This window comes from Lentzea sp. CA-135723 (assembly GCF_050936595.1).
In the GTDB taxonomy this organism is placed as follows: domain Bacteria; phylum Actinomycetota; class Actinomycetes; order Mycobacteriales; family Pseudonocardiaceae; genus Lentzea.
The window spans coordinates 5,321,552-5,342,619 of sequence record NZ_JBNJMK010000001.1 but is presented as its reverse complement, the minus strand read 5'-3'; the positions used below and the strand labels follow the sequence as shown (position 1 = coordinate 5,342,619).

At 70.2% G+C, this 21,068-nt stretch carries 23 protein-coding genes and 2 riboswitches; of the genes, 13 read left to right on the top strand and 10 right to left on the bottom strand.

The window, feature by feature from the left end:
- Positions 1 to 215: 215 nt before the first annotated feature.
- Both ACQEU1_RS24350 and ACQEU1_RS24345 read left to right on the top strand, forming a co-directional pair.
- Positions 216 to 971 (top strand): GntR family transcriptional regulator, encoded by a 756-nt coding sequence (locus tag ACQEU1_RS24350; protein ID WP_089910302.1) that lies wholly within the window; start codon positions 216 to 218, stop codon positions 969 to 971.
- Entirely contained in the window at positions 968 to 2,428 is a 1,461-nt protein-coding gene (locus tag ACQEU1_RS24345) for an MFS transporter (RefSeq protein ID WP_433205932.1), read from the top strand. Before ACQEU1_RS24350 ends, ACQEU1_RS24345 begins: the two co-directional genes overlap by 4 nt.
- Here ACQEU1_RS24345 and ACQEU1_RS24340 read toward each other — a convergent pair.
- Positions 2,402 to 3,310, bottom strand: a complete 909-nt coding sequence (locus ACQEU1_RS24340) for a threonine ammonia-lyase (protein WP_433205929.1) — start codon at positions 3,308 to 3,310, stop codon at positions 2,402 to 2,404. The genes ACQEU1_RS24345 and ACQEU1_RS24340 overlap by 27 nt on opposite strands.
- A complete protein-coding gene (locus ACQEU1_RS24335; RefSeq protein ID WP_433205926.1) occupies positions 3,307 to 4,236 on the bottom strand; it encodes a threonine ammonia-lyase in 930 nt (309 codons plus the stop codon). Before ACQEU1_RS24335 ends, ACQEU1_RS24340 begins: the two co-directional genes overlap by 4 nt.
- Before the next feature lie 64 nt (positions 4,237 to 4,300).
- Between ACQEU1_RS24335 and ACQEU1_RS24330 the strand changes: the two genes are divergently transcribed.
- Both ACQEU1_RS24330 and ACQEU1_RS24325 read left to right on the top strand, forming a co-directional pair.
- Positions 4,301 to 4,789, top strand: a complete 489-nt coding sequence (locus ACQEU1_RS24330) for a hypothetical protein (RefSeq protein WP_433205923.1) — start codon at positions 4,301 to 4,303, stop codon at positions 4,787 to 4,789.
- Positions 4,790 to 5,482: 693 nt separating this feature from the next.
- Positions 5,483 to 6,301: a S1 family peptidase gene (locus ACQEU1_RS24325; protein WP_433205920.1), complete on the top strand. Its 819-nt coding sequence runs from the start codon at positions 5,483 to 5,485 to the stop codon at positions 6,299 to 6,301.
- Positions 6,302 to 6,357: 56 nt separating this feature from the next.
- Here the strand turns inward: ACQEU1_RS24325 and ACQEU1_RS24320 are convergent, their stop codons facing one another.
- Positions 6,358 to 7,257 carry an NADP-dependent oxidoreductase gene (locus ACQEU1_RS24320; RefSeq protein WP_433205917.1) on the bottom strand — a complete coding sequence of 300 codons (900 nt, stop codon included), beginning with the start codon at positions 7,255 to 7,257 and terminating at the stop codon, positions 6,358 to 6,360.
- A gap of 49 nt (positions 7,258 to 7,306) precedes the next feature.
- On the opposite strand from ACQEU1_RS24320, the gene ACQEU1_RS24315 reads away from it, so the two are divergent.
- On the top strand, positions 7,307 to 7,867 hold the full coding sequence (locus ACQEU1_RS24315; RefSeq protein WP_433205914.1) for a TetR/AcrR family transcriptional regulator: 561 nt from the start codon (positions 7,307 to 7,309) through the stop codon (positions 7,865 to 7,867).
- On the opposite strand, the gene ACQEU1_RS24310 is transcribed toward ACQEU1_RS24315, so the two are convergent.
- Positions 7,850 to 8,611, bottom strand: a complete 762-nt coding sequence (locus ACQEU1_RS24310) for a dioxygenase family protein (protein WP_433205911.1) — start codon at positions 8,609 to 8,611, stop codon at positions 7,850 to 7,852. The genes ACQEU1_RS24315 and ACQEU1_RS24310 overlap by 18 nt on opposite strands.
- 31 nt (positions 8,612 to 8,642) lie before the next feature.
- Positions 8,643 to 9,281: a thiamine phosphate synthase gene (gene thiE / locus ACQEU1_RS24305; RefSeq protein WP_433205908.1), complete on the bottom strand. Its 639-nt coding sequence runs from the start codon at positions 9,279 to 9,281 to the stop codon at positions 8,643 to 8,645.
- A gap of 26 nt (positions 9,282 to 9,307) precedes the next feature.
- Positions 9,308 to 9,419: riboswitch (TPP riboswitch) on the top strand.
- Between thiE and ACQEU1_RS24300 the strand changes: the two genes are divergently transcribed.
- The 5 genes from ACQEU1_RS24300 (at position 9,414) to ACQEU1_RS24280 (ending at position 12,274) form a co-directional block, all read left to right on the top strand.
- Entirely contained in the window at positions 9,414 to 10,367 is a 954-nt protein-coding gene (locus tag ACQEU1_RS24300) for an FAD-dependent oxidoreductase (protein WP_433205905.1), read from the top strand. Its footprint overlaps the riboswitch before it by 6 nt.
- On the top strand, positions 10,364 to 10,564 hold the full coding sequence (gene thiS / locus ACQEU1_RS24295) for a sulfur carrier protein ThiS (protein ID WP_433205902.1): 201 nt from the start codon (positions 10,364 to 10,366) through the stop codon (positions 10,562 to 10,564). The genes ACQEU1_RS24300 and thiS overlap by 4 nt, the downstream gene beginning before the upstream one ends.
- Position 10,565: 1 nt before the next feature.
- Complete coding sequence (locus ACQEU1_RS24290; RefSeq protein WP_433205899.1) at positions 10,566 to 11,321, top strand: thiazole synthase; 756 nt, start codon at positions 10,566 to 10,568, stop codon at positions 11,319 to 11,321.
- 125 nt (positions 11,322 to 11,446) lie between these two features.
- On the top strand, positions 11,447 to 11,890 hold the full coding sequence (locus ACQEU1_RS24285; RefSeq protein WP_245821941.1) for a MarR family winged helix-turn-helix transcriptional regulator: 444 nt from the start codon (positions 11,447 to 11,449) through the stop codon (positions 11,888 to 11,890).
- Between the two features lie 3 nt (positions 11,891 to 11,893).
- Positions 11,894 to 12,274, top strand: coding sequence for a VOC family protein (locus ACQEU1_RS24280; RefSeq protein WP_433205896.1), 381 nt, complete (start codon positions 11,894 to 11,896; stop codon positions 12,272 to 12,274).
- 5 nt (positions 12,275 to 12,279) lie between these two features.
- On the opposite strand, the gene thiD is transcribed toward ACQEU1_RS24280, so the two are convergent.
- From thiD to ACQEU1_RS24265, 3 genes are all read right to left on the bottom strand, one after another.
- Positions 12,280 to 13,149, bottom strand: coding sequence for a bifunctional hydroxymethylpyrimidine kinase/phosphomethylpyrimidine kinase (gene thiD / locus ACQEU1_RS24275; RefSeq protein WP_433205893.1), 870 nt, complete (start codon positions 13,147 to 13,149; stop codon positions 12,280 to 12,282).
- Positions 13,146 to 14,786, bottom strand: a complete 1,641-nt coding sequence (gene thiC, locus ACQEU1_RS24270; RefSeq protein WP_433205890.1) for a phosphomethylpyrimidine synthase ThiC — start codon at positions 14,784 to 14,786, stop codon at positions 13,146 to 13,148. The genes thiD and thiC overlap by 4 nt, the downstream gene beginning before the upstream one ends.
- A riboswitch (TPP riboswitch) is annotated at positions 14,778 to 14,900 on the bottom strand. It overlaps the preceding gene by 9 nt.
- Before the next feature lie 713 nt (positions 14,901 to 15,613).
- Positions 15,614 to 16,216, bottom strand: coding sequence for a LysE family translocator (locus ACQEU1_RS24265; RefSeq protein WP_433205887.1), 603 nt, complete (start codon positions 16,214 to 16,216; stop codon positions 15,614 to 15,616).
- Between the two features lie 91 nt (positions 16,217 to 16,307).
- Between ACQEU1_RS24265 and ACQEU1_RS24260 the strand changes: the two genes are divergently transcribed.
- Positions 16,308 to 17,243: an aldo/keto reductase gene (locus ACQEU1_RS24260; RefSeq protein ID WP_433205884.1), complete on the top strand. Its 936-nt coding sequence runs from the start codon at positions 16,308 to 16,310 to the stop codon at positions 17,241 to 17,243.
- Positions 17,244 to 17,267: 24 nt separating this feature from the next.
- Here ACQEU1_RS24260 and ACQEU1_RS24255 read toward each other — a convergent pair whose 3' ends face one another.
- A complete protein-coding gene (locus tag ACQEU1_RS24255) occupies positions 17,268 to 17,843 on the bottom strand; it encodes a peptide deformylase (RefSeq protein WP_433205881.1) in 576 nt (191 codons plus the stop codon).
- Positions 17,844 to 17,951: 108 nt separating this feature from the next.
- Here ACQEU1_RS24255 and ACQEU1_RS24250 point away from each other — a divergent pair, with 108 nt between their 5' ends.
- On the top strand, positions 17,952 to 18,230 hold the full coding sequence (locus tag ACQEU1_RS24250) for a DUF3263 domain-containing protein (RefSeq protein WP_382442815.1): 279 nt from the start codon (positions 17,952 to 17,954) through the stop codon (positions 18,228 to 18,230).
- Positions 18,230 to 18,835: a LytR C-terminal domain-containing protein gene (locus ACQEU1_RS24245; RefSeq protein WP_433205878.1), complete on the top strand. Its 606-nt coding sequence runs from the start codon at positions 18,230 to 18,232 to the stop codon at positions 18,833 to 18,835. The genes ACQEU1_RS24250 and ACQEU1_RS24245 overlap by 1 nt, the downstream gene beginning before the upstream one ends.
- Before the next feature lie 35 nt (positions 18,836 to 18,870).
- Here ACQEU1_RS24245 and ACQEU1_RS24240 read toward each other — a convergent pair whose 3' ends face one another.
- Positions 18,871 to 21,024: an AAA family ATPase gene (locus ACQEU1_RS24240; protein ID WP_433205875.1), complete on the bottom strand. Its 2,154-nt coding sequence runs from the start codon at positions 21,022 to 21,024 to the stop codon at positions 18,871 to 18,873.
- Between the last annotated feature and the right edge of the window lie 44 nt (positions 21,025 to 21,068).

Here is a 21,068-nt window from a genome sequence, read left to right as displayed (position 1 = left end):
CCCTTTCACCAAGCCCGGCTCTCGGCCGGAACGTCCAAGTGGTGTAGACCAATGCGGAACAGCGTGTGCTGCGTCACCGCGTCTGTCAAGCGCGTTGCCAAGACGTTGCGAAGTCATCGGACGAATTTCGCGGCTCATGTCGGGGGTTCGGACGCACGAATCGGCACGGACAAGGCATCCTTGTGATGCGTGACATGGAGTGCGAGGAGGAGGCCATGCTGGAGACGACGCCTGCATCAGGCGTGGACGCCAGGACGCGTGCGCAACGCGAACCCAAGTACTGGGGTCTCAAGCGGCACCTGCTCGACCTGTTGAGGGCGCTGCCGCCCGGTTCGCCGATCCCCACGGAACGGTCGCTCGCGGCGGAGTTCGACGTCTCCAGGACGACCGTTCGCCAGGCGCTTGCCGAGCTGACGGTCGAAGGTCGCCTGCTCCGAGTGCAGGGCAAGGGCACCTTTGCGGCGGAACCGAAAGTCGCCCAGAGGTTGCAGCTGTCTTCGTACACAGAGGACATGCGGGCCCAGGGCCGCGTGCCGTCGTCGAAGCTGATCGAGGCTTCCGAGATGCCCGCGGAGGCCGAGCTCGCCCGGCTGCTCGGCGTGCGTCCGGGTGCCAAGGTGCTGCGCCTGCACCGCCTGCGCCTTGCCGACAACGAGCCGATGGCCATCGAGACCACGCACCTCGCGCTGGGCCGGTTCCGCGGTCTGCGCCGGTACCTGGCGCCCGGTGCGTCGCTGTACCAGGTGCTGTCCGAGCGCTTCGGCGTCGAGATGGGCCACGCCGAGGAGACGATCGAGACCGCCCTCGCGTCGCCTGAGGAGGCAGAGCTGCTCGGCGCCGACATCGGCCTGCCGATGCTGCTGCTCTCGCGGCACTCGTACGACACCGACGGCAACCCGATCGAGTGGGTGCGCTCGGTGTACCGCGGCGACCGGTACAAGTTCGTCGCGACCCTGAACAGGCCGTCTTGATCGCCTGGGGCACGCCGCGCGCCCGCTGGGTGCTGGCCACGACGATCCTCGGCTCGGGCATGGCGATGCTCGACGGGACGATCGTCAACGTGGCGCTGCCCCGGATCGGCGCCGAGTTCTCGGCGTCGGTCACCGATCTGCAGTGGATCCTGAACGGATATCTGCTGGCCCTGGCCTCGCTGATCCTGATCGCGGGGTCGCTGGGGGACCGGTTCGGCCGGCGCCGGGTGTACGTGATCGGCGTCGTGTGGTTCGGCGTGGCCTCGCTGCTGTGCGGTGCCGCCTGGAACGTTCCGGTGCTGGTCGCGGCCCGTGTGCTGCAGGGCGTCGGGGCGGCGTTGCTGACGCCCGGTGCGCTGGCGATCCTGCAGTCGTCGTTCAACCGGGAGGACCGTTCGCGGGCGATCGGCGCGTGGTCGGGTCTCTCCGGTGTGGCGACGGCGGTCGGGCCGCTGGTCGGCGGGCTGCTCGTGCAGGCCTGGTCGTGGCGGCTCGCGTTCCTGGTGAACCTGCCGGTCGCGGCGCTGTGCGTGTTCCTGGCGCTGAAGTACGTGCCGGAGTCGCGCGACGAGTCCGCCGGGCACCCGAACTACCTGTCCGCGCTGGTCGGGGCCGTGGGACTGGCCCTGCTGACCGGCGGGCTGGTCGAGCAGTCGTACGTCCTGGCGATCCTCGGCCTGGTCGCGATGATCGCGTTCGGGGTCGTGCAGAAGCGGTCGGCCGATCCGCTCGTGCCGCCCGAGCTGTTCCGCAACCGGACGTTCCTCGTGTCGAACGTGCTGACGTTCCTGGTGTACGCGGCACTGGGCGGCGTGATGGTGCTGCTGGTGCTGCAGCTCCAGATCTCCCTCGGATATTCGCCGACGGCCTCCGGCCTCGCGAGCGTGCCGATCACGATCATCATGCTGCTGGCGTCCTCGACGTCCGGCAAGATCGCCCAGCGCTACGGACCCCGGCTGCAGCTGATCGCCGGCCCGATCCTGGTCGGCCTCGGCATGCTGCTGCTCCGCAACGCCACGCCGGGCGCCTCGTACGTGTTCGGCGTGCTGCCGGGCGTGCTGGTGTTCGGCATCGGCCTCGCGATCGTGGTGGCGCCGGTGACGGCCACCGTGCTCGCTTCCGCGCCCGATCACCACGCGGGCGTCGCGTCCGGCGTGAACAACGCGGTCGCTCGCACCGGCAGCCTGCTCGCGATGGCCGTGCTGCCGGCGGCCGTCGGGCTGATGGGCGAGGACTACGCGAAGCCCGAGGTCATGACCGCCGGGTGGGAGATGGCGCTGGTGCTGTGCGCGGTCGCCGCGATCATCGGCGGGTTGCTGGCGATCGGGGTGGACAACGGCGTGCTGTCGGCCGCCCCGGAGCAGCAGGAGGCGCCGCATCCGGGGGAGTGCCTGCACTGCGGGGTGGAGGGACCGCCCACGCACATCCGCTCAGGCGGGGAGAAGGCTCACCAGTAGGTCCGGATCCACGTTCCCACCCGACACGATCGCGACGCCGGCCCCGCCGATCTTCTCCAGCGCCGCGACCGCCACAGCCCCGCTCGGCTCCGCGACCAGCCGCGCCCTTCGCGCCAAGCTGCCCACGGCCGTCAGGATCTCGTCCTCCGACACCGTGATCACGTCGTCCACGTGCGCGCGGATGTGCTCCCAGGTGAGCGCCGAGGGCTCGTCCCGCAACGCGTCAGCGGCCGTCTGAGCCCTTCGCAACGGGTCCCAGCGCACCAGTTCGCCCGTTTTGAGTGATTCGGCGATGTCGGCGGCCAGTTCGGGTTCCGCCCCGAGCACGCGGACGTCCGGGCGCAGCGACTTGATCGCCGTCGCCACGCCGGAGATCAGCCCGCCGCCCGACATCGGCACCACGACGGTCGACACGTCCGGCTGGTCGGCGAGGACCTCCAGGCCGATCGTGCCCTGGCCCGCGATGACGTCCGGGTGGTCGAACGGCGGGATCAGCGCGGCGCCGCGCTCGGCGACCAGGGCCTCGGCGCGTTCGACGCGTTCGGTGATGCCGACGATGAAGACCTCGGCACCCAGGGCCTTCGTGGCCTCGATCTTCACGGCCGGGGTGTTGTCCGGCATCACGATCGCGGCCGGGACGCCGTGCAGCCTGGCCGCGAACGCCACGGCCTGGGCGTGGTTGCCGCTGGAGTACGCGACGACGCCGTTCGCGCGGTTGTCCAAGCGCGCCAACGCGTTCAGGGCGCCGCGCAGCTTGAAGGCGCCGATCGGCTGAAGATTTTCCGGCTTGAGCCAGCCCTCGCCGTAAGACAGCAACGGCGTGCGCACCACGTGGGGCGCGATCACCGTTGCCGCCGAACGAACCTGTGAGAGCGTGATCATCCGAGGATCGACGCGAGCTGCGCCGGCTCGATGTTGCCGCCGGACACGACGGCGACCGCGGGACCGGAGGGCAGCGAGCGGTTCAGGTACGCGGCCACGGCGACGGCGCCGCTCGCCTCGGACACGACCCGCGTGCGGCGGGCGATCTGCTTCACGGCGTCGCGGATCTCGTCCTCCGACACGGTGATCACGTCGTCCACGTGCTCCTGGATGTGCGCCCAGGTCAGTTCGGACGGTTCGGCGCGCAGTCCGTCCGCGACGGTGCGGGCGCGGTCGTGCGCGTCCCAGTGGACCTGCTCGCCCGCGGCGAACGACGCGGCGGTGTCGCCGGCCAGTTCGGGCTCGACGCCGATGACGCGGACGTTGGGGCGCAACGCCTTCACGGCCACCGCGACGCCGGAGATCAGGCCGCCGCCGCTGACCGGCACCAGGACCGTTGCCACGTCGGGAAGATCCGCGCAGATCTCCAGGCCGACGGTGCCCTGGCCCGCGATCACGTCCGGGTGGTCGAACGGCGGGATCAGCGTCGCCTTGCGCTCCTCGACGAGCTCGTAGGCGCGCGACTCGCGTTCGGTGATGCCGACGACGAACACCTCGGCGCCGTGCGCGCGCGTCGCGTCGATCTTGAGCTGCGGCGTGTTCTCCGGCACGACGATCGCGGCCGGCATGCCGAGGGTCTTGGCGGCGTAGGCGACCGCCTGCGCGTGGTTACCGCTCGAGTACGCCACGACACCGCGCGCCCGGTCCTCGGAAGGTATGCGGGACAACGCGTTCACGGCACCGCGCTGCTTGAAGGCACCGATCGGCTGGAGCGACTCGGGCTTGATCCACAGTCCGGAGTCGAACGACAGCAGCGGGGTGTGGACGACATGCGGGGCGATCGCGGCGGCGGCCGCGTGGACGTCTTCGAGAGTCACCAGGCGCATGGCGTTGATGATGCACGTCACCGGGCCACAACCGGTGAACTGTGCCCAACGTCCTACGTGTGTCATGTCTGAGAAGGAGAAGATCACCCCCGTCAAGCTCGTCGCGAGTGTGCTCGCCGCCGCCACGGCGGCCGTGCTGAGCCTTCGCCTGAACCTCGTCGGCACCGTCATCGGCGCGATCCTCGCGAGCCTGGTGACCACTTTGGGTGCCGTGTTCTACCAACGGTCGATGGAACGCGAGAAGCGCTGGCAGGTCATCGCCGTCGGCGCGGTGCTCGTGTTCGTTGTGACCGTGCTCACAGCTACGAGCGTTCAGCTCGTCACCGGAAAACCCGTCACGGCCGATCCGGGCAAACCATCCACAAGCACTCATACCGAGACTCACACCGAGACCACGAAGACCGAGACGATCACCGTTTCGCCTAGTCCGACCACGTCCGTTCAGTCGCCGACCGAGAGCACGACGCCGACCGGACCGCCCTCGTCGACGACAGATTCCCGACAGTCTTCGGGCAGCTCGACGCCTCCGCCGACGTCCGACCCCATTCGGTGATCACGTCACTACGTTGAGCGATAGTTAACTGTCAATTGCTACGCACCGGAGTTGATCTGTCGTGAGCTGTGACACACTTCGTTCACGTTCGAGGCGGGGCGTCATAGCCGACAGGTCCGCAACTTCACTCGAACGGGCGTAAGGATTCGGTCCGAAAGAGACCGGGAGGAGGCGCAATGAGGCTCGTGGCACGTCCGCTTGAGCCCGGCGCCTGCCGTTCTGCCGAGAGGCAAGAAGGGATGGGAGGGGTGGGGCGACCCCTGCCGCCGCCCCACCACCCGTCCCCCTAGAGCCCCCGAGAGAGGTCCCTGCAACCGATCTCTCGGGTTCCCCTGCACCCGAAAGTGAGGGAGACGTCTGATGAACCGCACGAGTGCGGCCCGCGTAACCGGTGCCGTGGTTCTCGCCACCGGAGTCCTGACTGCTCTCAGCGTACCGGCGTTTGGCGCCCCTGCCGCACCAGTCGCCCCAACCGGTTCCGATACGGAGAGCTACCCGGCCGAATTGCTCCAAGCGGTCCAGCGTGATTTGGGCCTGAACGCTGACCAGGCCCGCGTCCGATTGGCCAGTGACGCCCAGTCAGGCCAAGTTGCCGAGTCCGCCAAGGCCTCTCTCGGTGACGCGTTCGGTGGAGCCTGGATCGACCAGGCCAGCGGCAGACTGACCGTTGCCGTGACCAAATCAGGACTCTCCGTGACCGGAGCGGACACCAAGGTCGTCGCGAACTCGCTCTCCCAGCTCAACGGGACCAAGTCGGTCCTCGACCTCATGACGGCCCCCGCGGCCATCACGAGCTGGCGCGTGGACGAGAAGTCGAACAGCGTCGTCGTCGAGGTCAACAAGAACGTCCGCGACGCCGCCGCCGACCAGTGGATCGCGACCGCGAAGTCGATCAGCGGCTCGGTGAAGGTCGACGAGGTCACCGAGAGCCCCACCCCGCTCTACGACCTGCGCGGCGGTGACGCCATCTACATGGGCGGCGGCCGCTGCTCGCTCGGGTTCTCCGTGTCCGGTGGCTACGTGACGGCGGGCCACTGCGGCACCACCGGCACGGCCGTCTCCGGCTACAACCGCGTCGCGCAGGGCACGTTCGCCGGTTCGGTGTTCCCCGGCAACGACTACGCCTGGGTCCGCACCAACGCGAACTGGACCTCGCGCCCGTGGGTCAACCGCTACAACGGCACGAACGTGACCGTGACGGGCAGCAGTGAGGCCGCCAACGGTGCCTCGATCTGCCGCTCGGGTTCGACGACCGGATGGCGCTGCGGCACCGTCCAGGCCAAGAACCAGACCGTGAACTACCCGCAGGGCCAGGTCCGGGGCCTCACCCGCACCAACGCCTGCGCCGAGGGTGGCGACTCGGGTGGTTCGTGGGTGGCGGGCTCCGGCTTCAGCCAGGCCCAGGGCGTGACGTCCGGCGGTTCCGGCAACTGCTCGTCCGGCGGCACCACGTACTTCCAGCCGGTCAACCCGATCCTGTCGCGCTACGGCCTCACGCTGACCCGCGGCTAGTTCTCTGACCGAAGCGCCGCGGCACCTTCACAGGTGTCGCGGCGCTTTCGCGTTGCTCAGGTGAGGACGATCTTGCCGTGGGCGTGGCCGGTCTCGCTGAGCCGGTGCGCGTCGGCGCCGCGGTCGAGCGGGAAGACCCCGGCCAGCGGAACGGTGAACGCGCCCCGCTCGGCGAGTTCCGCGGCGACGGCGAGGCCGTGCAACGCCTGCGGGTCGGCGCCGGGACCGCCGGCGGTGTGGGTCAGCCGGATGCCGTGCTCGCCGGACATGTCGGCGATCGTGACGACGCGGTCCGGTGAACCGGCGATCGTGATGAGGTCGGGCACGTCGCCCGCGCAGTGCAGCACGGCGTCGACCGCGCCGACGCGATCGACCTGACCCTCTCCGTAGACCACCGGAGTCGCCCCCAGGGACCCGACGAAGTCCTGCGTCGCGGGTCCCGCCGTGCCGATCACCTTCGCGCCCCGCGCGGTGGCCAGCTGGATCGCGACAGATCCGACCCCGCCCGCCGCGCCCGCGATCAGCAACGTCGTCCCGTCGCGCACCCCGAGCAGGTCCAGCGCCCTGGTGGCCGTCTCGGCGTTGGCCGCCGCGCCGCCCGCCTGCTCCCAGCTGAGCGTCGCCGGCTTGGGCGCCCACGCGGCCAGCACCGCGAACTCGGCGTTGGCGCCGCCGAGCCGTGCGATGTCGACCATCCCGAACACCTCGTCGCCCGCGCTCACGCCGGTCACGCCCGCGCCGACCTCGTCGACGACACCGGCCGCGTCCACCCCGGGCACGTGCGGCAACGGCAACCGGTCGCCGAACATCCCGGAGCGCAGGTAGGTGTCGCCCGGCGTCACCCCGGAGGCGCGGACGGCGACGCGGACCTGGCCCGCACCGGCGTGCGGTTCGGCCACCTCGGCGACGCGCAGCAGGTCAGCAGGGCCGTACTCGGAGAACTGGAGAGCTCGCATGCCGGCGAAATTAGTGGAACAGGGCGTCCACTTAGCCGAAACTGAGACGGTGACCGGAAATCTGACTCACCTGCGTTCGGACGCCCAGGACAACCGCGATCGGATCATGGCCGTCGCGCGCGAGGCGTTCGCGACGGAGGGCCTGGACGTGCCGATGCGTGAGATCGCCCGCCGCGCCGAGGTCGGCCCCGCGACCCTCTACCGCCGGTTCCCGACCAAGGAGGCGCTGGTCGTCGAGGCCTTCTCCGAGCAGATGGCTGCCTGCTCGGTCGCGGTCGACGAGGGCTTGGCGCACCCCGATCCGTGGGAGGGGTTCCGCCACACCGTGCAGGAGGTCTGCCGCCTGCACGTGCTCGACCGCGGGTTTTCGGCGGCGTTCACGACGGCCTACCCGCGCGCGATCGACTTCGCCTCGCTGCGTGAGCAGGCGTTCCGGTCGCTCGCCGAGCTCATCCGCAGGGCGAAGGCGACCGGACGGCTGCGCGCCGACTTCTCGGTCGACGACGTGGTGCTGCTGCTGATGGCGAGCGGGGGCGTCCGCAACGGGACGCCCGCCATCGCGCGGAGGCTCGCCACCCTGTTCCTGGACGGATCAGCTGAACTGCACTGACCGCTTCGACAGGCCGTACCAGAAGCCGTCGACGGTGCTCGCGGCCTTCTCGTCGCTCGCCGCGCCCAGCGCCACGAACAGCGGCGCGAAGTGCTCGGTCCGCGGGTGCGCGATCCCGGCGGCCGGCGCCTTGGTCTGGAAGTCCAGCAACGAGTCCACGTCACCGGCGGCGAGCTGTTGGCCGGCCCAGTCGTCGAACTCCTTCGACCACGACGGCGGCTCGTAGTTCGGGCCCTGTTCGAAGTGCACGCAGCTCAGGTTGTGCGTCATGAAGCCGCTGCCGACGATCAGCACGTTCTGGTCCCGCAACGGTGCCAGCCTGCGGCCGATCTCGTGCAGCTCGCGCGGGTCGAGCGTGGGCATCGACATCTGCAGCACCGGCACGTCGGCGTCCGGGAACATCTCCTTCAACGGCACGTAGGCGCCGTGGTCGAGGCCCCTGGTGGCGTCCTGCTCGACGTGGCCGCCGAGGAGTTTGCGCACGTCGTTCGCGAGTTCCGGCGCGCCCGGCGCCTCGTACGTGACCTCGTAGTAGCGCTGCGGGAAGCCCCAGAAGTCGTAGACCAGCGGCACGGTCGTGGTCGCGCCGATGGTGGTCGGCGCCTCCTCCCAGTGCGCGGAGACCATGAGCACGGCCTCCGGGCGCGGGAGGGTGGCGGACCAGTCCTTGAGCTCTCTGGTCCACGTCTCGTCGTCAGCCAGCGGGGGTGCCCCGTGGCTCAGGTACAGCACAGGTGCGCTCACGTCGTCGAGAGTACGCCTGATAGTTCAAATTTCAACGATCAAGTTCGGATTTGAACGACTCGGCCGCCTTGCGGGGGTCCTCGGCGTCGGTGATGGCCCGCACGACGACGACTCGGGTGGCGCCGGCCTGGAGCACCTCGTGCAGGTTGGTGAGGTCGATGCCGCCGATGGCGAACCACGGGCGTTCGGTGTGGGTGGCGCGGACGAGGTCGAGGCCCGGCGCCGGGCGGCCCGGCTTGGTCGGGGTCGGCCAGCAGGGGCCGGTGCAGAAGTACTCCACGCCGGGTTCCGCGGCTGCCGCGGTCATCTGCGCGACGTCGTGGGTGGAGCGGCCGATGACCACGTCCTCGCGGATGATCCTCCGTGCCAGCGGTACCGGCAGGTCGTCCTGGCCGAGGTGCAGCACGTCGGCGTCGACGGCGTGGGCGATGTCCGCGCGGTCGTTGACGGCGAGCAGTCTGGAGTGGCGTTCGGTGGCCTCGGCGAGGATCTCGATCGCCTTGATCTCCTGCTTGGCCTCGAGTGACTTGTCCCGCAGCTGGATGATGTCGACGCCGCCCGCGAGGGCCGCGTCTGCGAACTCGGCCAGATCAGGCCGGTTCGGCGTGCAGAGGTAGAGCGTCGCGTCGGCGAGTCGTTGCCTGATCAGGTTTCCGTCGAGTCCTGGCACGTACGCACGTTAACCGTTATGTTGGCTTTGGTCCGCACGGGAGCCTGGAGAACACCGGGCTGAGAGGGAGCGTGGTTCGCTCCGACCGTCGAACCTGATCCGGGTCATGCCGGCGCAGGGAGCGTGAATGCCTTGAGCAGTGTGGAAGTGGCCGTCCGGGGTGGCGGTGTCATCGGCCTGTCCGTCGCGTTGGCGTTGGCACGGGCCGGGTTCTCGGTTTCGGTGTTCGATCACGGGTCGCCGCACGCCGGTTCGCGGGTCGCGGGCGGGATGCTGGCGCCGTTGACGGAGGCGTGGCCGGGTGAGGAAGCCGTGGTGGCGCAGGGGGTTGAGGCCCTAGCGCTGTGGCCTGCCTTCGCCGCGTCGATCGGCGTGCCGTTGTTCGAGGCCGGAACGCTGGCGGTCGGCACGCAACCCGGTGACCTCGCCGACCTGCGGCACGCGGGGGAGTTGCTGACGTCACGGGAGATCCGCGCTCTCGAACCTTCTTTGGGCCCGGCGGTTCGGGGTGGCGTGTACGCGTCCGGTGACCTCGCCGTCGACAACAGGCTGCTGCTTTCCGCACTGTGGAAGGCTTGTCGGGCTTTGGGTGTGCGGTCTGATGTGGACGGACGGGTCCAGGTGATCGCCGCCGGGGCGTGGAGCGGGTCGTTGCACCCGGCGTTGCGCGACGTCATCCGGCCGATCAAGGGCGAGATCCTGCGGTTGACCCACCGCGCCGGAGCGTTGCCGCCGCCCCGCCACACCATCCGCGCCCTGGTCTCGGGTCGCCCGGTGTACCTCGTGCCGCGCGACGACGGGCTGGTCGTCGGCGCCACCCAGTACGAGGCCGGGTTCGACACCGACGTGTCCGTCGCGGGCGTGCGGGACCTGTTGCGGGACGCGGAAACCGTGCTGCCGGGCATCGCCGAGTACGCGCTGACCGAGGCCGCCGTGGGGTTCCGCGCGGGCAGCCCGGACAACGTGCCGGTGGTGCGCTGGCTCGAACCGGGCGTGATCGCGGCGACCGGCCACCACCGCAACGGTCTGCTGCTGGCCCCGCACACCGCACGTCAGGTCGTCGAGCTGTTGGGAGAAGGTTCGTGAAGGCACAGGTGAACGGGACTTCCCGCGACTTGGCCGACGGCACGTCGGTGGCCGCGGTCGTGACGCTGGTGGGCGCACCGGACAAGGGCGTGGCCGTGGCGCTGGACGGCGCCGTGGTGCCGAGGGCGTTGTGGGACAGGACGATCGTGCCGGACGGCGGCGTGGTCGAGGTGCTGACCGCGGTCCAGGGAGGCTGACGTGGACGATCCGCTGATCATCGCGGGCCGGGAGTTCCGGTCCAGGCTCATCACCGGCACCGGCGGTGCCGCGAACCTCTCGGTGCTGGAACGCGCGCTGGTCGCGTCCGGCACCGAGCTCACCACCGTGGCGATGCGCCGGGTGGACGTGGCCGGCCAGACCGGCGTGCTGGAGTTGTTGCGGCGCCTTGGAATCGAGGTGCTGCCCAACACCGCGGGCTGCCGCACGTCCGCCGAGGCCGTGCTGACCGCCCAACTCGCGCGCGAGGCGTTGGAGACGAACTGGGTCAAGCTCGAGGTCGTGCACGACGAGGAGACCCTGCTGCCCGATCCTCTCGAACTGCTCGACGCTGCCGAACGGCTCGTGAACGACGGTTTCGTCGTCCTGCCGTACACCAACGACGACCCGGTGCTGGCCAGGAAACTGGAGGACATCGGGTGCGCCACGGTCATGCCGTTGGGCTCTCCCATCGGCACCGGCCTCGGCATCCGCAACCCGCACAACATCGAGCTGATCACTTCTCGTGCTTCTGTTCCAGTAGTTCTGGACGCGGGCATCGGCACGGCGTCCGACGCGGCACTGGCGATGGAGCTCGGCTGCTCCGCCGTCCTGCTCGCGACCGCCGTCACACGAGCGCAGGACCCGGAACGGATGGGCGCCGCCATGCGTTGTGCGGTCGAGGGCGGACGGCTGGCGAGGCTGGCCGGACGCATTCCGCAACGCTTTTGGGCCCAAGCGTCTTCGCCGAGCCGCTGAGGTCGCTACCGTGGGTGCACACGTGCGACTTGAAGGCGAACGCGCCGCGCCGCCGGAGGCGGAGCCATTCAGCACAGTGGGATGATGGAGAACTACCTGAATCCCGCCGAGGAGGACGACAAGCCGTGACGGCCCCCATTGACGCCGAGGTCGAGGACGCGACCGCGCGCCTGTACCTGGCGATCGGCCGGCTGGCCCGGTTGCTGCGACGCACCGGTTCCCCCGGACTCGGCCCCGGCGCGGTCAGCGCGCTGGCCACCCTCGCGCGCTGCGGCCCCATGCGCCTCGGCGACCTCGCGAACAAGGAGGGCGTGGCACCTCCGACGCTGTCCCGCATCGTCGCCGCCCTGGTCGAGGCGGGCTACGTGAAGCGCGAACCCGACCCGCAGGACGGCCGTGCCTGGCTCGCCACCCCCACGCCCGAGGGCGAGACGATGGTGTCCGGCGTGCGGTCCGCGCGGGTGCGCGAACTGCAGCGCCGCATCGAACAGCTGACCCCGGAGCACATCTCGGCGCTGGTGGGCGCGCTGGACGCGTTGGAGACGCTGGTCGGCGAGGAGTCGAAGTAGCGCATGAAGTCCAGGACCGCCGGCATGTGGTGGGGCACCTCGATCGAGGCGCCCGACCCCGCCGCCCTCGCGCGCTTCTACTCCGAACTCCTCGGCTGGCACATCGGCCACGAGGAACCGGGCACCTCGATCGTCGCGTCGTCCCCGCAGGGCCCGTTCTTCGTCTTCCAGCAGGCAGATGACTACCAGCGGCCGGTGTGGCCGCCGGTCGGCGGCCGGCAGCGCCCGATGATGCACTTCGACTTCCAGGTGGGCGACCTGGACGAGGCCGTCGCGGAGGCCGTGGCGTTGGGCGCGACGCTCGCGGAACACCAGCCGCAGCCCAACGTCCGCGTGCTGCTGGACCCCGCCGGCCACCCGTTCTGCCTGTGCCTGGACGAGTAGCGCGTTCAGCCCTGACCTCGTTGATCTGCACGGTTGTCCAGCACGGTGGGCCGGTCCAGCGGTTTTTCCAGGCTCCAGAACGGCGACACCGGACCGGACCCGGCACCCAGCGGGTAGGCGGCGGCCACCGACCGCACGATGAACTCCTTGCCGAACCGCACGGCCTCCGGCACCGAAGCGCCACGAGCCAGGGCCGAGCTGATCGACGACGCCAACGTGTCACCGCTGCCGTGCGTGTGCTCGGTGTCGTACCGAGGGCCGGGCAGCTCGACGAACGACCGCCCGTCGTAGAGCAGGTCGAGGCACTCCGGGTCGTCCCACATGTGGCCGCCCTTCACCAGCACCCACTCCGGGCCCAGCGCGTGCAACGCCTCCGCCGCCACCCGCTGGTCCGCGCGGTCCTTCACGGTGATGCCGGTGATCAGCCGCACCTCGTCGAGGTTCGGCGTCACCAGCGTCGCGCGCGGGAACAGCAGGCCGCGCAACGCGTCCAGGGCGTTGTCGGCCAGCAGCTGGTTGCCGTGCATGGACGCCGAGACGGGGTCGACGACGAACGGGACGCCCCCTGACCCGATGCCCACGCGGTCCAGTGCCGGAGCCACCGCCTCGATGATCTCCGCGGAGGCGAGCATGCCGGTCTTCGCGGCCTGCACGCCGATGTCCGACGCCACCGAGACGATCTGGGCGGCGACGACGTCGGCCGGAACTTCGGAGACTCCCGTGACGCCTAACGAGTTCTGGACCGTCACGGCCGTCAGGGCTGTACAGCCGTGCACTCCGCACGCGAAGAGCGTGCGGAGGTCGGCCTGGATGCCCGCACCACCGCCGGAATCGCTTCCGGCGATGGTGAGCACCCTGGGAGGTGCGACGTTCACGAGGTCTCCACGACCGGCAGGTAGACCTTGTTGCCCGTGTCGGCGAACTCGCCGGACTTCTCCGCCATGCCGGCCTCGATGGCCTCCACAGTGGACAGTCCGCGTTCCTCGGCGTAGCGCCGCACGTCCTGGGTGATCTTCATCGAGCAGAACTTCGGCCCGCACATCGAGCAGAAGTGCGCCGTCTTCGCCGGCTCCGCGGGGAGCGTCTCGTCGTGGAACGAGCGCGCGGTGTCCGGGTCGAGCGACAGGTTGAACTGGTCCTCCCAGCGGAACTCGAAGCGCGCCTTGGACAACGCGTCGTCCCAGTCCTGCACGCCGGGGTGGCCCTTGGCGAGGTCCGCGCTGTGCGCCGCGATCTTGTACGTGATCACGCCGGTCTTCACGTCGTCGCGGTTGGGCAGGCCGAGGTGCTCCTTCGGCGTGACGTAGCAGAGCATCGCGGTGCCGAGCCAGCCGATCTGCGCCGCGCCGATCGCGGACGTGATGTGGTCGTACGCCGGCGCGATGTCCGTGGCCAGCGGCCCGAGCGTGTAGAACGGCGCCTCGCCGCACCACTCCTCTTCGAGCCGGACGTTCTCGGCGATCTTGTGCATCGGCACGTGGCCGGGGCCCTCGATCATCACCTGGACGTCCTTCGCCCGCGCGATGTGCGTGAGCTCGCCCAGCGTCCGCAGCTCGGCGAACTGCGCCTCGTCGTTGGCGTCCGCGATCGAACCCGGCCGCAGCCCGTCACCCAGCGAGAACGTCACGTCGTACGTGCGCAGGATGTCGCAGAGCTCCTCGAAGTGCGTGTAGAGGAAGCTTTCCTTGTGGTGCGCGAGGCACCACGCAGCCATGATCGAACCGCCGCGCGACACGATGCCCGTGACCCGCCGAGCGGTCAGCGGCACGTACCGCAGCAGCACGCCCGCGTGCACGGTCATGTAGTCGACGCCCTGCTCGCACTGCTCGATCACGGTGTCGCGGTAGACCTCCCACGACAGCTTCTCCGGATCGCCGTTGACCTTCTCCAGCGCCTGGTAGATCGGCACGGTGCCGACCGGCACGGGCGAGTTGCGCAGGATCCACTCGCGCGTCTCGTGGATCCGCTTGCCGGTGGACAGGTCCATGATCGTGTCGGCGCCCCAGCGGGTCGCCCACACCATCTTGTCGACCTCGTCCTCGATCGACGACGACACCGCGGAGTTGCCGATGTTGGCGTTGATCTTCACGAGGAACTTCTTGCCGATGATCATCGGCTCGGCCTCGGGGTGCTTGCGGTTCAACGGAATCACCGCACGCCCGATGGCCACCTCGTCGCGCACGAACTCCGCGTCGAGGTTCTCGCGCACCGCGATGTAGCGCATCTCCGGGGTGATGATCCCGGCCTTCGCGTACGCGAGCTGGCTGACAGCTCCGTTGATCGGTTCCCGTGCCGCGAGCCACCCGGACCTCAGGTCAGGCAGTCCACTGTGGACGTCGATGGTCGCGTTGTCGTCGGTATACGGACCGGAAGTGTCGTACAGATCGACATGCTCGCCGTTGGTCAGTTCCACCCTGCGGAAAGGCACACCGTCGCGGTACACCTTGCGGGAGCCCGAGATCGGGCCGGTGGTCACACTGGGCTTGACCGAACGGTCGTCAAGTGCCGTCACGACATTCCTCCCTACGCCGGCATTACCCGGTCAGGTTCAGGCGGTCGGTGACACCGGCACTACGGCCAGTCACCCTCTCAGCCCGCTCAGGCGCGAGCTCCCGCGTTCTTGTTGAGTTGTCGAGAACCGACCATAGTCAGCGCGCGCCGCTGCTGCCAAGGGCCCGGTTTGGCCCTAATCTCTTCCCCGTGGCTGATCACCAGCCGTTCCCGCCCGGCGCGCGACGCGGCCAGCGTCCCGCCGTGGTCTCGGCATGCCCGTCCTGCGGTGAGCTCGCCGGTCGCGGCTACCCCGACTGCGGTTTCTGCGCGGAGCTGCTCGACCAGTTCTGGCTCGCCGACTGGGAAGCGCTGCGCACGTCGTCGCAGCTCGCCGACCGGGAGCTGGCCGAGCTGGTGACCTCGGCCGACGTCGGGCAGTACCCGTGGACGTGCGTGGACTGGGCGATGACGCTGCTGGCGTGCTCGCGGTGCGGCGCCGAGCTCGGCACCGGGCCGGTCGAGTGCGTGCGGTGCGCGGTCACCGAGGAACGCCGCTGGAACTGGGACCACGCCGCGCACCCGTACACGATGAGCGCGAACGAGCACCTGCTCCGGGTCGCCCGCGCCGCGCTGCGGGCGCCTCACCGGCGTCGCCCCGCCGTCGTGCAGGCCTGGCAGCTGGTGCTGCCGTTCCTGATCGCCGGTGAGGTGATCGAGTTCGGACGCCTCGACCGCATCCGCGCGCACGTGCTCGCGGGCGGCTACGCGTCGATGGCCGCGTGCCACACGTTCGCCGAGCTGGCGGGCCTCCCCGAGCTGTTCTGGCGCCGTGGAGGCGACGCGATCTCAACGCGGGTCGAGTACCAGCCGGATTCCGAGCGCCAGCAGCACGCCGCCCGACAGCTTCTCCAGCGCGGGACGGACGCGCGGCCTGCTCAGCCAGCCGCGGATGGTGTGCAGGACCGACACGATGATCAGGTACCAGACGGTGTCGATCAGGACCCAGCCGGCGGCGAGGAAGAGCAGAACCCCCTGGCCGGCCTCCCCAGCAGGCACGAACTGCGGTAGGAACGAGATCGCGAACGCGCCGAGCTTCGGGTTGGCGAGGTTCACGACCAGGCCGCTGCGGAACGCGTGGCTCGCGGGCGGCGGTTCCGACAGCGGCACCGTCTTGCTGATCAGGGCCTTCACGCCCAGGTAGATCAGGAAGACCGCGCCGATGATCCGCAGGCCGTGGTAGGCGATCTCCGACGCCGTGAGCAGGACGCTGAGGCCGAGAGCCGCGGCGATCGCCCAGCAGGCGACGCCGACCTCCATGCCGAACACCGTCGCCAGCGCGGCTTTTCGCCCGTGCACCGACTGTCGCAGGACCATGGCCGTGCCAGGTCCGGGCGACAGTGCGATGAGGAACGAGGCCGCGACGAACGCGACGATGTTTTCGAGTGGCATGCCTCTGATGGTCGCTGGTAGCCGCAATCTCTTTTCTGGTCAGAAGCGGCCGGCTTGACCTGGAGCGCGCTCCAGGATGTTCGGTGAGCGCATGACTGTGGAACTGGGGAAGCTGGGTTTCGGCACGTGGGCCATGGGTGGCCCGATGTCGTACCAGGGGCAGCCGGTCGGCTGGGGTCCCGCGGACGACGAGGAGTCGCTGAAGGCGTTGCGGAGGGCCTACGACCTGGGCGTCCGGTTGATCGACACGGCGGACGTCTACGGCTGCGGGCACGCGGAGACGCTGGTGGGGCAAGCGTTTGCGGACGTGCGGGACGAGGTCGTGATCGCGACCAAGTGGGGCGACGAGTTCGACCCGGCGACGCGTGAGCTGACCGGGTACAACGGGTCCGTCGACTACCTGCGCCGCGCCGTCGAGGGGTCGTTGCGGCGACTGGGTACCGACTACGTCGACCTGTACCAGCTGCACCTCGGCGACCTCGGGCTCGACGAGGCGGCTGTGCTGCGCGACGAGTGCGAGGCGCTGGTCGCGGCGGGCAAGATCCGCGCGTACGGCTGGAGCACCGACGACCCGGAACGGGCGCGGTTCTTCTGCGAGGGCGAGCACGGGATCGCCGCGCAGGCCGACATCAACGTGCTGTTCGACAACCCCGAGATGTACGCCGGGGAGTACGCGGTGCTGTGCCGGCGGCCGCTCGCGATGGGGCTGCTGGCGCGGGAGGCGTTCGCGGAGCTGCCCGCTGACGACGTGCGCGCGTCCGACCCGGCCTGGCTGCTGTTCTTCGAGAACGGCAAGCCGACGCCCGCGTACTTCCAGGCGCGGGAGGCCGTGCGGGACGTGCTGACGTCCGGCGGGCGGACGCTGGTGCAGGGCGCGCTGGCGTGGTTCTGGGCGCGTTCTCCCCGCCTGGTGCCGATTCCGGGCGTCCGGACGGTGGCTCAGGTCGAGGAGAACGCGGGCGCGCTGGCGTTCGGTGCGTTGAGCGAGGAGGAGCTGGCGCAGGTGGAGTCGGTGCTCCGGCCCTGAGCCCTCACGCCTCGCCGTGCCGCGTTAGTCCTCGTCCTCGAAGTTCGCGGGGTCGGCCGGGTCCCAGGAGTTGCCCGGCCCGCCCCACTCGTTGTCGCGCAGCATCCGCTTCGACTCCTTCTTGTACCGGCCGACGAGGCGGTCGAGGTACAGGAGGCCGTTGAGGTGGTCGGTCTCGTGCTGCAGGCAGCGCGCGAAGAAGCCGGTGCCCTCGACCTCGAACGGCTGGCCGTCGACGTCGACGCCGGTGACCTTCGCCCACTGGGCGCGTCCGGTCGGGTACGCCTCGCCGGGCACGCTCAGGCAGCCCTCGAAGTCGTCGTCCGGGTCCGGCATGGTCTCCGGGATCCCGTCGGTCTCCAGCACGGGGTTGCAGATCGCGCCGCGGTGCTGCACGCCCTCGTCGTCAGGGCAGTCGTAGACGAAAACCCGCAGGTCGATGCCGATCTGGTTGGCCGCGAGCCCGACTCCGCGAGCGGCTGCCATCGTCTCGAACATGTCGTCGACGAGGGTCTTCAGCTCGGTGTCGAACTCGGTGACCTCGCGCGTCGGGTGGTGGAGCACGGGGTCGCCTGCGATGCGGATGCGGTGGACGGCCATGGTCAGACCATAAGCGGTCCAAAACTGTCGGTGTCGCGCGGTAGGTTGGAACGATCACGTGATTGAATTGCCCGCACCTGAGATGGTGTGGCGACCGTGGGGAGCCAGATGGATCACACCGAGACGCTCACCTCCGCTGACGGCCTGACCAGCCGCGAACGCACCATGCTCGCGTTCGAGCGCCAGTGGTGGAAGTACTCGGGATCCAAGGAACAGGCCATCAGGGAACTGTTCGACATGTCAGCGACCCGCTACTACCAGCTGCTCAACGCGCTCGTGGAATCCGAAGCCGCCCTGGCCGCCGATCCGATGCTGATCAAGCGGTTGCGAGGCGTCCGGACAGGCCGGCAGAGGGTTCGCGCACGCGCCAGGAGCACCGAGGACTGATGACCTCCCCCGAGTCCGCAAGCCCGTCCCGTCCCGCCAAGGCAGCAGGCTTCGCCCTGCTCGGCGTAGCAGCCGTCGCGCTGGTGATCGGCGTCATCTCGCTGTTCGGCGGGGGCTCCGACGACACACCGCCGGCCGCCGAGGGCTCGTCGACGGCACCGCCCGCCCAGACGACCACGGCCGCCTCCGAGCAACCGCCCGCCTCCACACCGTCGTCCGCGCCGCCCGCGACGACGACGGCCTCACCGACCGCGCCGGCGTCGTCCGCCGTGACACCGCCCCCGCCGGTCACCCAGCCGGGCGCGACCAAGGCCCCGGTCCGGGTCTACAACAACTCGACGATCACCGGCCTGGCCTCGAAGGCGTCCGACGAGGTCCGCTCCAACGGCTGGACGGTCGCGGAGACCGGCAACTACTCGTCCGGCACGATCCCGACGACCACGGTCTACTACCGCCCCGGCACCGAGGAGGAGGCCTCCGCGAAGGAGCTCGCCGCCACGCTGCGGGCGCGCGTGGAGCCCCGGTTCGACGGCATCCAGTCGGCGGCGGCCGGGATCATCCTGATCGTCACGAACGACTACCAGGGCCCGCCCAAGAGCAAGTAGTGGCTGGTGGGGGGCGGCGGCGCCGCCCCCCACGCTCAGCGGTTCGCCGCGTAGGCCGCCAGCCCGGCCAGCTGCACCGGGTCCAGCGACGGCCGCACCACGACCCGCGCCTTCGCCAGGTGCGCCTGCGTCACCTCGGCCGCGTCCAGCGACTCCCGCATGGCCGTCAGCGCCGCCTCGCGGATGAGCGCAGCGCAGTCCGCCGCCGAGTACATGTCCAGCTCGCCCGCCAGCGCCGCGAGGTCGACGTCCCCGGCCAGCGGCGTGTTGCGCGACGAGGCCTTCAGGATCTCCGTGCGCGCCTCGGCGTCGGGCGGCGGCACGTAGATGATCCGCTCCAGCCGGCCGGGCCGCAGCAACGCGGGGTCGATCAGCTCGGGCCGGTTGGTCGCGCCGATCACCACGACGTCCCGCAACGGCTCCACGCCGTCCAGCTCGGTGAGCAGCGCGGCCACGACGCGGTCGGCCACGCCGGAGTCCGACGACTGGCCGCGGCGCGGTGCCAGCGCGTCCACCTCGTCCAGGAACACCAGCGCGGGCGCGGCGTCCGCGGCCCGCCGGAACAGCTCCCGCACCGCCCGCTCCGACTCGCCGACGAACTTGTCCATCAGCTCGGCGCCCTTGACCGTCAGCACGTTCAGCTGCCCCGACCCGGCCAGCGCCCGCACGAGGAACGTCTTGCCGCATCCGGGCGGCCCGTAGAGGAGGAGACCGCGCGGAGGCTCAACCCCGAGCCGCGCGAAGGAGTCCGGATACCGGAGCGGCCAGAGCGCGGCCTCGGTCAGCGCCTGCTTGACCTCGGTCATGTCACCGACGTCCTCCAGCGTCAACCCTCCGGTTTGGACGGTGTCCGACGCCGACATGGAGATCGGCCGGACCGTGCCGAGCGCCGCCAGCAGATCCTCCTGGCCCACCCGGGGTTCCGTCACGTCCCGCTGGCGCAGCGCGGCCCGCACCGCAGCCTCCCGCCGCAACGCGCAAAGGTCCGCCGCCACGAAACCGGGAGTGCGAGCCGCCACCTCGCCGAAGTCCACATCGGACTCCAGCGGCACGTCCCGCAGCAGCACGCGCAACAACTCGGTGCGACCAGCCGTGTCGGGCAGCGGCAGCGTCAGCTCGCGGTCCACCAGATCAGGCGCCCGCAACCGCGCGTCCACCGACTCGGCCCGCGCCGACGTGACCACCAACGCCAGGTTGGGCCGGGAGATGGCCGTCCGCAGGATGTCCAGCACGACCGTCGCCACCGGCGGCGGCGCCGTGGGCAGCAACGAGTCGATGTCCGTCAGCAACAACACCGTTGGCTTCTCGGGAACGCTCGCGATCGAGTCCCCGAGCTGCTTGGCCATCGCACCGGGCTCCAGCACCGCGATGCTGGGCGCCGCGAGCTCGACGACCACGGCGTCCACGGACTTGGCCACCGCCCGCACCAGCGTCGCCTTGCCCACGCCTTCCGGTCCGCTGACCATCGCGGCCAGCCGTGCCGAAGCCCCCAGCTTCGTGAGCAGCTCCGGCTGCCGGAACATCAACTCGAGCCACTCGGTCAACCGCCGGGCCTGCTCCCGCTGCCCGACCAGGTCCGTCACCGGCAACGCCTCGTGCTTCTCCTGCACCACAACAGGAGTCACCTCGGCAGCGGGCGCGGAAGCCGACCGCCACCCCACCACGCTCGACGGCTGCACGGCCACCGGCCCGGCCGGATCGGTGGAGGTGATGGTGATCAGCTCGTTGGTCCACGTCATCCCGATGGCGTTGGACAGCCTGCGCCGCGTCTCCGACACGTTCGCACCAGGCGGCGGCGCAAGGTCCTGCGGCAGCAACGAAACGTTGTCGCCCACCGTCAGCACCTTGCCGGTCAACGCCATCCGCACGTGCTCGGGAGTCAACGCCGTGCTCGCGAGCCGCGACCCGGCCACGGTGATCGACCGCGCGGCCGTCACCTGAACCGGCGCCACGACGATCTCCGACCCCTCGACTACACCGAGGTTCGTGAGCGTCACGTCGTCCACCAGCACCACACCCGGCGGCTGCTCGCCCGACGCGGCCAGCGCCGCGCTCACACGGGCACCGGTGAGCTTCACGGCGTCCCAGGCGCGCAGCCCCAGGGCGTCGAGCACCTCGGGGTGCAGGCGGACGACGCCGCGCCGGGTGTCGAGAGCGGACGGGGACAGGCGAGCCGTCAGCGTGATCACCCGGACGACTCTAGTTCCTCCGGGACGGTCCGCAGCACGTTCCG

Excerpts from the sequence above, each read along its gene's own strand:
- ACQEU1_RS24340 (WP_433205929.1), bottom strand. The coding sequence starts at position 3,310 with ATGATCACGCTCTCACAGGTTCGTTCGGCGGCAACGGTGATCGCGCCC.
- ACQEU1_RS24320 (WP_433205917.1), bottom strand. The coding sequence starts at position 7,257 with ATGCGAGCTCTCCAGTTCTCCGAGTACGGCCCTGCTGACCTGCTGCGC.
- ACQEU1_RS24260 (WP_433205884.1), top strand. The coding sequence starts at position 16,308 with ATGACTGTGGAACTGGGGAAGCTGGGTTTCGGCACGTGGGCCATGGGT.
- ACQEU1_RS24255 (WP_433205881.1), bottom strand. The coding sequence starts at position 17,843 with ATGGCCGTCCACCGCATCCGCATCGCAGGCGACCCCGTGCTCCACCAC.
- ACQEU1_RS24330 (WP_433205923.1), top strand. The coding sequence starts at position 4,301 with ATGTCTGAGAAGGAGAAGATCACCCCCGTCAAGCTCGTCGCGAGTGTG.
- ACQEU1_RS24335 (WP_433205926.1), bottom strand. The coding sequence starts at position 4,236 with ATGCGCCTGGTGACTCTCGAAGACGTCCACGCGGCCGCCGCCGCGATC.
- ACQEU1_RS24250 (WP_382442815.1), top strand. The coding sequence starts at position 17,952 with ATGGATCACACCGAGACGCTCACCTCCGCTGACGGCCTGACCAGCCGC.
- ACQEU1_RS24350 (WP_089910302.1), top strand. The coding sequence starts at position 216 with ATGCTGGAGACGACGCCTGCATCAGGCGTGGACGCCAGGACGCGTGCG.
- ACQEU1_RS24280 (WP_433205896.1), top strand. The coding sequence starts at position 11,894 with ATGAAGTCCAGGACCGCCGGCATGTGGTGGGGCACCTCGATCGAGGCG.
- ACQEU1_RS24265 (WP_433205887.1), bottom strand. The coding sequence starts at position 16,216 with ATGCCACTCGAAAACATCGTCGCGTTCGTCGCGGCCTCGTTCCTCATC.
- ACQEU1_RS24245 (WP_433205878.1), top strand. The coding sequence starts at position 18,230 with ATGACCTCCCCCGAGTCCGCAAGCCCGTCCCGTCCCGCCAAGGCAGCA.